Source organism: Enterobacter sp. 22466, assembly GCF_052044775.1.
GTDB lineage: Bacteria > Pseudomonadota > Gammaproteobacteria > Enterobacterales > Enterobacteriaceae > Enterobacter > Enterobacter dissolvens.
This window is the reverse complement of the sequence record NZ_JBQENX010000018.1, coordinates 1-11,971: the sequence shown is the minus strand read 5'-3', so window position 1 is coordinate 11,971 and position 11,971 is coordinate 1. Positions and strand designations below refer to the sequence as shown.

Annotated in this window: 2 protein-coding genes; both read left to right on the top strand. The window is 59.3% G+C overall.

What is annotated here, in order from left to right; translation table 11 throughout:
* The first annotated feature begins 80 nt into the window (after window positions 1-80).
* Window positions 81-7,316: a neuraminidase-like domain-containing protein gene (locus ACTJJI_RS25315; RefSeq protein ID WP_440656090.1), complete on the top strand. Its 7,236-nt coding sequence runs from the start codon at window positions 81-83 to the stop codon at window positions 7,314-7,316.
* Window positions 7,317-7,396: 80 nt separating this feature from the next.
* Window positions 7,397-11,770, top strand: coding sequence for a SpvB/TcaC N-terminal domain-containing protein (locus ACTJJI_RS25310; RefSeq protein WP_440656088.1), 4,374 nt, complete (start codon window positions 7,397-7,399; stop codon window positions 11,768-11,770).
* The last annotated feature ends 201 nt before the right edge of the window (window positions 11,771-11,971 follow it).

The window sequence follows — 11,971 nt, the reverse complement described above, 5'->3', positions numbered from 1 at the left end:
ATTACTTTTCTTCTACAGTTAACAGGCATCCGTCCCGTTTCGCTCCGCCAGAGGGGCATTCAGACCTGTAAGGAATTGTTATGACTTCGGTACAGAACACCACTTTCAGCACCGTTGCCGGCCCCCTCGGCGTGAAAAGCAAAGCCTCCCTTGCGCTGTACAGCCCGGCGGAAATCTTCCGTCATCTGAAAGACGCGAAGCAGGAGTGCGACTGGAGCGACCTGCAGCAGCTGCACGCTGAGGCCAAAAAAGAGTACGACGACCTGCGTATTCTGGAAAAAAGCATCCTGACCCGCGCCTCACCGCTGTTGCCAAAGGCTATCCGCCTGGGGCTGAAGCACCCGGATGTCTCCCTGCAGGATTATGAGGAGTGGTTTGGCGGGCGTGCAAGGGTTTATGCGAATCCGGGCGAAGTCTCGTCCATGTTTTCTCCGGCCGCTTATCTGACGGAGTTATACCGTGAAGCCAGGGCGCTCTTCAGAACTGACAATCCCTGGCATATAGATTCCCGTCGTCCTGACCTGAAGAATCTGATCCTGAGTCAGGATAACATGGACTCAGAGGTTACGGCTCTCAGCCTGTCTAATGAGATATTGCTGGAAAAAGCCCGCACAGGAATGATGGCCAGCAGTGAGGATGTGGCCGCGCTGACGGACGATGTTGTACTGGCGGGGCTGTCTGAGCATGTCACCAGCAGCGGTACGCCGTACCATCACCACCATACGCGCCTGCGGCAGGTACAGAAACAACAAGACCCTCAGTTTACTCAGTTACAGGCAGCTCCGGCAGTGACAAGGCACCTGAGCGGCCCGGCGCTGGCAGCAATGGCGTACGATATTCCGCCGGCATTGTATCAGTTATTGACGGATGAAATTAACGAAGAGAATGCTGAAGCAAAATATAAGCAGTATTTTGGTGATATGCCTCCTGAGGCGATGCTACAACCGTTAATAACTCGTCGCTGGTATGGGCTGACGGATGAGGAGTTGCGATACTTTATCAAAGGAGATATCAGGGAGGGAGAATATAATGAAAATGAGCTAACTACGCAGATTGATGCTGCGATTTACCGTATTAATCACACCGGGAGACCAGATACTTTATTCCGTTATCTGAGGTTGTACCCTCTCGGTGGCAATCGATGGAAAATTATTTTTCGTATTAATGCTGGGGGGATGGATAGGGTCTCGATAACTGAAGGTACGGGGGATTTCCCTGAACTAACTGTAGATGCGGCTGGTTATGATGGCAGTGAAACCTTCTCTACAGGTAAGGATTATGAATATGCATTCGGCTGGAAAGGGGTTGAAGGGCGTGCTGAACTGAAATTTACGGTAAAAAGGCGCCAGTTTGGTGGTACAAACACAGGTAGCGCCCCGTGCACTTACTTAATAGAAGTTCATGGTGATAGTGTTTACCTGCTCAAACGTAACAAAGCCATCCGCCTGTACAAAGCGACCGGCCTCTCTCCCCGGGTACTGGAAGATATTGTCAACAGCGTTAACCCCAGCCAGATAACCGATGAAACCCTGAACCTGTTGTTCCGCGCCTCCCTGATGATGAAGCGCTACGGCATTTCTCATGAAAAGGCCCTGGTGCTGTCACGCTGCTGGATTTCAACAACAGCGCGCGGCAGTGAATCCAGCCAGTTTGACAGGTTGTTTAATTCACCACCGTTAATCGAAGGTGGGTTGCGAACTGACCATAAAATAAGAATCGACCTGGCGCCTGAATTTGCAACGAACGCGCACGCGGATATAAAAGCAACTTTAAAACGTGCCTTTGGTACGGATGATGAAGGTTTATATGTTCTTAAAAAAATTCAGGATAGTCAAACCACGCATGGCAGTACTCAGGTAAATAACGGTGAAGTTTCAATGTTGTACACCCTGAGTCTGTGGGCGCGATTACATGGACTGACACCGAATGAATTGCTGATGTTGCTGAATATGCTGGGACTGCCCGTAGAACTTTGGAGGGAGCCCAGCAATACCTGGCACGATCTGCTTGACCGTCTTTACGCCACCGTCCAGTGGCTGAATGCCCGCAACTGGACGGTGTATGACCTGCACCTGATGACCCGGAGTGTCAAAGGTATTCCGGCCAGTGCCGAAATCACCAACTTTATTCAGCAGATGCTGGAGGTGCTGGGTACGGATATCCATTCATCTTCTGTGCCTGAAGACTCTCTTTATGATGCGCTTCTGGAATCGGAAAAACCTGAGCTTGTCTCTCTGATTGCCGCCACCCTCGGCCTCAACAGCGACACCGCAGCGGGGGCATTAATCAACTGGATGATTCGCAGCAGCTTACCTGATGACAATGTGGAACTTGCCTACACCCTGGCACAGCTGGCGCTGATTTATCACGCCACGGGGATTACCCCGGATGCTATTCGCCTGTTTGTTGATAGTCCTGCACGGCTGCTGGCAGGGGTTGACGCATCCCATTCCCTGCCCCGCACCGTACCGGTCATTATGGCCCTGACTGCGTTTAGCGAGTGGCTGAGTTCACTGCCGGATAAATCCGGGGCCGGAGGCAGCATTATCAATGCGCTGACCAGCAGCGGGGGCGTCGCTGCTTCTCTGCTGGCGCAGGCATCCGGACTCAGTCAAACGCTTGTCAGCCAGGCTATGAAAGAGGCGCTGGCACTTGAAGATATTGCCGATGCCGGCAAACTGACCAGTCACCATGAGATTCAGACCATCATGCAGTGGGTCAGGCTGTCCGGCGTTTTCAGCGTGACGCCGATGGTGATGGGAAGCATGCTGAAACTGACTGCGGCTTACAAGCCCGGGACATCAGCGCCGATGTGGGCGGACTGGAAGCGGGTCGCTGACGCCTTTTGGGCGGGACTGTCACCCTCACAGGCGCGTGCCGTGGAGGATGTGCTGGCCCCTGGCCTGAGTGCGGCGCTGAGCGGCTACCTGATAAGTCGTCACGGGACGCTTGTAGTGGAGGACCGGGAAGCGCTGTTCAATTACCTGCTGGCGGATAACCTTAATGGTCCGCAGGTCAGAACATCCCGTCTGGCGGAGGCCATAGCATCGCTGCAGATTTTCATCCACCGTGTGCTGACCCTGAATGATGCCACGCCGGAAAGTCAGTCTGTACTTCGCGATGTCCTGGACCGCCAGTTCTTCCGTGACTGGACGCAGTGGAATGCACGTTATAGCTCCTGGGCTGCGGGTCAGAAACTGATGTATTACCCGGAAAACTATATCGATCCGACGGTGCGCCTTGGGCAAACCCGGATGATGGATGACATGCTACAGGTGCTGGGACAGGCACAAATTAATACCGACACGGTGGGCGATGCCTTTATGGGATATCTGACCGGGTTTGAGGAGGTGGCAAACCTGGAGACCATCAGCGCTTATCATGACAGCGAAGATCCTGAGGAGGGGAAAACCTGGTTTGTCGGCTGCAATCAGTCAACGCCCCGTGAGTTCTGGTGGCGTTCGGTGGATGAAGGCAAGCGGAGCAAGGATGGAGTGCTGCCGGCTAACGCCTGGACGGGCTGGGAGAAAATCACCTGCTCAGCACAGCCGTTCGGTAATCTGATTCGCCCGGTGGTTTATAAAGAGCGGTTATATCTGGGGTGGGTTGAGCGCCAGGAGCATGTCACGAAAAGGAAAGATGATGGCTCAGTAGACAAGTATGAATATGGCTGGGCGCTGAAAATTTCCTGGTTGCGCTATGACGGAGGCTGGAGTATGCCCGCTGTTTATGAATACCCACCAGAAACCGTGGATAAGCTGGAGCTGTGGCTGGGGGACAACCTCCCCCTGTCTCTATATCTTTCCACCTGGGTGATACAGCAATCGATAATATCAGGTGTGTATTGCACGGATCCGGCAGATAAGGAAAGTTTTACCGCAGGGGTCAATATCTTCGAAGACATGTCCTTCAGCGTCAGTGATGTAGGGGGGGCTAACTGGGTCGTGCTGAAGCAATTCCTGGATGAGACGGCGAAAGGGAAGGTCGTGCAACCCTTCAGGGCTCACGCTCCCTCGGTCGAAAACCACCTGACCGGACCGTCCCCGCTTCCGGCTGGCTTTAGTCAGTTTGATATCGCCGCACCTAAAATAAGTCTTGTCGATGTAGACACGGCAGGAAATAAGTACAGAATAAAACTGGGTCTTACCCAGGTGGTGGATGTATCTCGACCTGAGGTGGAATCCGCCGCGTTCAGAAAGTTAGTTAATCACTATCCAGAACTGCAGACTGAAAATAACCTGATTAGAGCAGCAGTCCGAGTCGAGTCTTATTATGCGTACATGGAGGTAGAGTCTGGCGGTAAGGTATATGGGTATTTATTTGCCTATGATGTTGGCGATATGACACATGTGGCTGATATTCCGACGCCGGAGAAGAAGGCGCCGTTTGAGCGGCTGGCCGGAGGGAATGAAAGAGAACGGGTAGCCAGGCTGGAAATTGCAACCAAGAACTATCCTATCAATGGTTATGTGTTCCGCTATAGCAGGGGGGATTACTCAGCATCCGTCCGCCTGGGGGTTGCACTTGGCTATCCACCAGAAATAAGGATAACCCCCTCGAAATATGCAGGCGTTGCCCCCGGGATTATTCCTGCGGCCCAGATAACCAGTCATCTTTCAGGCGTACAGGACGCCCCCCCTTATATAGCAACCACTGATTTTGATTTTAGCAGGGGGGCTGTGAGTTACGTCTGGTCTGAAAGACCTTATCCTGCACAGGCCGGTAAGACGTTTACGTTCAGCGGGGAGCAGGTCATCCACACATTGACACTCAGTTGCGGTAACAGCAAGAATCGGACCTGGACACTCAGGGTGTATAAGGTCAGCGACACATTTAAGGTCGATGTTATCGGTTCTGAGGTTACTGACGGTGAACGCGCCCAGTATCTGGAGCACGGCGGCAGGGTACGCACCCGTCTGAACACCCTGTTTGCCCGCCAGCTCACCGAAAGAGCGGTTAACGGCATTGATGCTATTCTTAACTACGATACCCAGAGTCTGCCGGAGCCGCCGCTGAAAGCGGGCGAAGCGCGTGGCACTATGGACTTCAGGGGCGCCAACGCCATTTACTTCTGGGAGCTGTTCTACTATACCCCGATGATGGTAATGCAGCGCTTCCTGCAGGAAGAGCGTTTTGACCTGGCGGAACAGTGGCTGAAGTACATCTTCAGTCCGTCCGGGTATATCGTCCACGGCACCCCAGTGGCCCGAATGTGGAACACCCGTCCGCTGGAAGAAGATACCGCCTGGAACGACGAGCCGCTGAAGTCTTTCGACCCGGACGCAGTGGCGCAGAACGACCCGATGCACTACAAGCTCAACGCCTTTATGCGTCTGCTGGATATCACCATTGGTAAGGGGGATGCGGCTTACCGTAAGCTGGAGCGCGATACGCTGGCGGAGGCCAAAGTCTGGTATGGTCGTGCGCTGAGCTTACTCGGGGACGCTCCGTGGATTGATCAGAATCAGGGCTGGGACGACCCGATGCTCGGTGCGGCCTCGGCCTTGCAGGCCATTACTGACCGCATTGACGCCCTCAGCCAGATGGCGTTGAGTATTCGCCGCACGAAAGATATCCCGCTGGCGGCCGTGGCTGGCAGCACGCTGTTCCTCCCGGAAGCCAATGAGGTGATGCTGGGCTACTGGGAGACCCTGCATATTCGCCTGTACAACTTGCGCCATAACCTGACCATTGACGGGCAGCCGATGAACCTGCCGCTGTATGCCCCGCCGGCGGACCCGAAGGCCCTGCTGGCGGCCGCGGTGGCGGCGGAAGGAGGGAGTGGCAGTGAATTGCCGTCCGTCACGTCCATTCCGGCGCTGCGCTTCACGCCGATGCTGGAAAGTGCGCGCAGCATGGCCGCGCAGCTTATCCAGTTTGGTAGCAGCATGCAGCAGATTCTGGTGAGTCAGGATGCGGAAGCCCTGGCGGAACTGCTCAACACCCAGGGCGCTGAAATTGCCGACAGCAGCATCGCGCTGCAGAAGCAGACCCTGAATGAGCTGGCGGCCGAACGCCTTACGCTGGAAAAATCCCTCGAAACGGCCCGCGTCAGACATGACCACTACCGGGCGCTGTACAACGCAGGCATGAGCAGCGGTGAACTGCGGGCCATGAACCAGCTGCAGCAGGGACAAACCCGGGTTGCCGGTGCCCGCGGGGCGATACTTGCGGCGGCGGCCATGAACCTGGCGGCCAACACGTTCGGTCTGGCAAACGGTGGCTCAAAATGGGGCGCAGTGGCCGAGGCAACTGCGCTGGGCATCACCATTGATGGTGAGATGACCATGGCGGGGGCAACCCGTCTGGCGCAGGAAGAGCAGTATCGCCGTCGCAGTGAAGAGTGGGATATTCAGACTCGTTCGGCAGAGAAAGAAGTTGCGGTGATTCAGGCGCAGCTTGACGCGCTGACGGTGCGTGAGACCTCGGCACAGATGCAGATAGCGCATATGGAAACCCAGTCTGCGCATGCCAAAGCGCAACTGGCATTATTCAACAGCAAATTCACCGGTAAGGCAATGTACAGCTGGCTGCGCGGCCGGCTGGCGACTATTTTCTACCAGTACTACGATCTGACGACGTCCCTGTGTCTGATGGCGCAGAAATCCCTGCAGTGGGAAAAAGATGACACCACCTCATACCTGAAAACCGGCTCCTGGAACGGCGCCTGGGCGGGGCTGATGAGCGGAGAGGGGCTGATGCTGAGTCTGGCACAGATGGAAATGGCGTGGATGAGACACCAGAAACGCGACCTGGAGGTGATGCGTACCGTGTCGCTGGCAGACTTCTTTACCGGAAAACTGAACGGTGAAGGTAATGCACCACTGACGCTCAGCGAGGCGGTGAGCTCGCTGCTGGAAAACGGCTCCGGGGAGTTTGGTGCCGCGCTGAATAAAGTAGAGATTGCGGAAAATACTGGGCTGGCTATCCATTTCAGCCTGAAAGACCTTGATGTGGCAGCAGACTACAAGCAGAGCAGCCAGAAGCGCATCCGCAGCATTGCTGTCAGTCTGCCGGCAGTGCTGGGGCCGTATCAGAGCGTACGTGCCCGCCTGCGTACCAACGTGGCGGATAACCTGCTGCCGGCGGGCTGTAACGAAAGTGCGATTTCATATGCTCTGCAGGACAATGGTCTGTTTGTTCCGGACGGTACCGGTGATGCACGCTGGGGTGCACGCTGGTTGCCGTTTGAGGGGCTGGATGTGAATGACGACAAGGGCATGACCCTGAGCTTTGCGGATGCGCTGGGCGATCAAAAAGCCCTGCTGGAAAGCCTGAACGACGTCATTCTGCATATTCAGTACACTGTGCGCTGAGCAGGGAGGGGGCACCGCCCTCTTCTGAAGGTATTTTTCCTGCCCCTTCAGAGTGAAGGGGGGCTTTTAAGGAATGGTCCATGTCTGATTTAACCGCAAGCACTTCCTCCGGCAACAGCCGGGAACCGCTGTTTACTCCGCCGTCGCTGCCCAAAGGCGGCGGTACCGTGTCGGCCGGCGGCGGCATGCTGTCGTTCGGCGGCGCCGACGGCGCGGCTGGCTGGTCCCTGCCACTTCCGCTGCCATCGGGACGCGGTCTCTCCCCGTCGCTCGCTCTGGACTACAGCTCCGGCGGCGGCAACAGTGCCTTTGGCGCCGGCTGGGACTGCTCGCCGCCTGCCATTTTCCGGATGACGCGTTTTGGTGTTCCGCGCTACACGGCCGCCGACCGTCTGGCCGGGCCGGACGGCGAGGAAATCCTGCGCGATACAGGCTCCGTACGACGAGAAAGTAAGCTGCCGTACGCCGGAGATAACGGCACCGTCTGGCTGGCTACCCCCTGGGTCTCGCGCAGCGGCGGACGCGAAGCGCGGCTGGAGCACTGGGTGGATGAGTCCACGCCGGAGGCGCCGGGCTTCTGGCTACAGTGGGACGCCGACGGCAACCTGACCCTGTACGGCTGGTCCGCCTCAGCGCGCCTCAGCGACCCGGCGGATGCCTCCCGCGTGGCGGGCTGGTACGCCGAAGAAACGGTGAGCGCCACGGGCGGACATCTGGTGTACCGTTACCGCACGGAGAACAACGACGGCTGTAGCCCGGAAGAGCTCGCGGCGCACCCGCAGGTGGCCTGTATTTATCCGGATGCGGTTTACGTCGTGAACGTCGCGCACTCACTGTCCCTCCTCATTCCGGAGGCGGCCTTCCGCGAGGAAGACTTCCTGAGTTATATGCAATTTGACTACGGCGAGCGCGGCACGGATATCACCGGCCTGCCCCCCGTCGAAGCAGGTAATACCTGGCCGGTGCGGAAAGACTGCACCTCCTTCTGGCGCTACGGCTTCAACGTGCGCACCCGTCGTCTGTGTCGTGACGTACTGCTCTGGCAGCGCACGGCGATAATGGCGGGGGGTACAGACGTTACGCCGTCCCTGATTTCCCGTCTGCACCTGACACATCAGCATTCGGCGGTGGCCAGCCTTCTGCTGTCGGCGCAGCAGGCCGCGTACGAACAGGACGGAACGCCGCTGACGCTGCCCCCCGTGGAGTTTGCGCAGCGTGAGCCCGGGTGCGCCGTACCAGGCTGGGAGGCGGTCCCGGCGCTGGACGGCTTCAGCCCGCCGCAGTGGCAGATGGCGGATCTGTACGGTGAAGGATTACCGGGTCTGCTGTACCAGGACAGCGGCGCCTGGTGGTACCGCGCGCCGGTACGCCAGCCAGACAGCACCCCGGACGCGGTAACCTGGGAGGCCGCACGGGTGCTCCCCCTGTCGCCCGGCCTGCGGGGGGGAACACTGACCGACCTGGACGGCGACGGCCGCCCGGAGTGGCTGGTCACCGGGCAGGGTATCAACGGCAGCTTCACGCTCTCTCCGGACGGCGGCTGGGGGGGCTTTATTCCCCTGGAAGCGATGCCCGCCGAGCTTCTGCATCCCGACGCACAGCTTGCCGACCTGACGGGCGGCGGCCTGCAGGACGTAGTGATGGTGGGACCCAAAAGCGTTCGCCTGTATGCCTCTGCGCTCAGCGCCGGCTGGCTGCCGGCAGAAATCACCGCGTACAACGGGCGCCAGCCGCTGCCGGTGGCGGGTGGTGAGCACCGGATGGTGGCCTTTACCGATCCGGCGGGGAGCGGGCAGCAGCACCTGGTGCAGATAACCGGTGACGGCGTCATGTGCTGGCCGTCGCTGGGCCACGGTCGCTTTGCCGAACCGTTCAGCATCCCGGGATTCCGCGTGGAAAACTTTGCCGCGTCCCGCGTATTTCTCGGGGACACGGACGGCTCGGGCACCACCGACATTCTCTACGTGGAGCGCGACCGCGTGCGTGTGTTCATCAGCCAGAGCGGAAACCGCTTTGTGGAAGGCCCTCCCGTACCGGCCCCGGCGGGTGTGCTGCTGGATAACTCCTGCCAGCTGCAGGTGACAGATGCCCGCGGACAGGGCACGGCGGACCTGATGCTTACCGTGCCGCACATGACGCCGCGCACCTGGCTGTATCGTTTCAATGATGGTCGCCCGTGGCTGCTGTCCGAGGTATGCACCAACACCGGCAGCCGCACGCTGTTTGAATACCGCAGTTCCGCCCAGGGCTGGCTCGATGAAAAGGCCGCGCTGAAGGCGGCGGGCAAGCCTGCCGTCAGCAGTCTGCCGTTCCCGGTGCACATGCTGAGTCGGGTGACGGCGGTGGATGACATCAGCGGGCTGGTGACAGGCAGTGAAATGCGCTACCTGCGTGGCGTCTGGGATGGTCTGGAACGGGAGTTCCGCGGCTTCACGCACCTTATCCGGACGGACACGCTCTCTGAAATGGTGGGTACTGCCGCGGAGCGCTCGCCACCCTCCGAAGTCCATACCTGGTTTCTGAGCGGGCTGGAGAAATATGATGCGGAGGTGGAGGGGGCCTTTACCGGCGCAGAGACGGACTTCCCGGTCCGTCCGCTGCGAGTTACGCACCTGAACGCTGACGCGCAGGATGCACCTTATGAACCGGAGGCAGCCGTGCGGCGCTGGCTGCTGCGGGCGCTGAAAGGGGTGCCAGTCCGCACCGAAGTGTACGGCCTGGATGGCAGCGTTGCCGCGGAAGTTCCGTACAGCATCACCCGGCAGCGCTGGCAGGTGCGCGCGTACGATACGGCCGATGCAGGTCGCCCCGCTGCGCTGGTGACACCGGTGGAAACCCTGACCCTTGCCACAGAGCGTATCGCGCAGGATCCGGTGGTGTCGCAGTCGGTGGTGCTGGCGCAGGATGCGTTCGGCAGCACGCTGCAGAGCGTGGATATCCGCTATCCGCGTCGCCCGCCGGTCACGCCTTCACCGTACCCGGCCACGCTGCCCGAGGGGCTGGAAGCCGCCGCGCGTGACCCTCAGCAGGACGACGTCTGGCTGACGCTCTCACGCCAGACGGTCGTGAACCGCCATCAGGGGAATGACCACCTGACGGGCCTCGTCAGCGCTGCGCGCGGTGACGTGCTGCAGTTAGCACCAGCGGACGTGCCGTTGGGTGGGTTTGATGTGGAATGTTTACAGTCCCCTGAGTCGCCGCTGAATGACCTGAGCAGAGCCACGCTGGCGTCACATGTGCGTACCATGTGGTGTGATGCTGCCGGCACGCTGACGGACAACCCACAACGACCGCCTCTGGTGGCGTATACGGAAACCACCATGCTTGATGAAGCTTCTCTGACGCCGCTTAAAGCGGTGCTGACGGAAGCGGAACTGAAGGATCTGTTGAAAAAGGGCGGCTATCACCAGGTGACGCTGCCTGAAGACGGTATGCCGGTTTATGCCGGACGTCACAATTTCTCCCGACACGCCGGTGCTCCGGGATTTTACAGCCTGACGGCGGTGCGCGACAGCGAGCTGACGGGCGAAACGCAACTGACGTGGGATAAACACTGGCTGGCCGTGACTGCGGTACAGGATGCGGCCGGGCTTCGCACGGCGTTTGAATACGACTGGCGCTTCCTGGCGCCGGTGCGCATGACCGACCCGAACGACAACGTACACGAGGCGATATCCGACGCACTGGGGCGGGTGGTGCAGAGCCGTTTTTACGGTACCGAAGAGGGCGTGATGACCGGCTACCGCAGCGGGAGAGCGTTTGCTGTACCGGATACGGTTGAAGGCATGCTGGCGCTGGAAAAAGGCAGCGTGCCGGTTGCCACAGCGCACCGTGTGGAGGTGGACAGCTGGATGCCGTTTGCGCGTGATGCGCTGGGCGACCTGCTGCCCGAACGCACCGGGGAGCTGGCCTTCCGCCGCTGGCAGGCGGAATCGGGTCTGCCGGTCGACATTACCGAAGGCCGGGTTCCGCCGCACATTATCAGTATGCAGACAGACCGATACGACGGTGACCCGGAGCAGCAGGTGCGACTGAGCATCACGCACAGCGACGGGGCAGGCCGTCTGCTGCAGACATCGGTGCTGAATCCGCCAGGGGAAGCGTTTGTGCGCACGCCGGAGGGAGCGCTGGAAACCGGCAAAGACGGTAAAGCGGTGACCACTCAGGCGGCGGTACGCTGGGCTGTTACGGGCCGCACCGAGTATGACAACAAGGGGCAGCCGGTGCGGACCTGGTTGCCGTTCTACCTGAACGACTGGCGTCCGGTGTACAGCGACGCAGGCCGTGACGGTATTTACGCCGACACGCAGGTGTATGACGCCATGGGCCGGGTGTTTAAGGTGATCACCGCCGCAGGCTGGGAGCGCCGCACGCAGTACTTCCCGTGGTTTACGGTGTCGGAGGATGAGAATGACACCGCAGCGGATGTGCAGGCGCGCCAGAACGCACACTAGCCGTGCTTCCCCACGACCGGCGTCAGACGTGCCACCCCGGCTCATTGACTGAGCTGGGGCGACCGCTGACGCACCAGAATACTAAAGGAGTCCCTGATGAAGAGCCCGATCGCCATGCCCGCCTCCCTGCACGCGGGCACGCCGGAGGTGGCCGTCGCCGGCAGCGCCGGCGCCCCCGTCCTTGCCCTGCGCTTTCTGCGC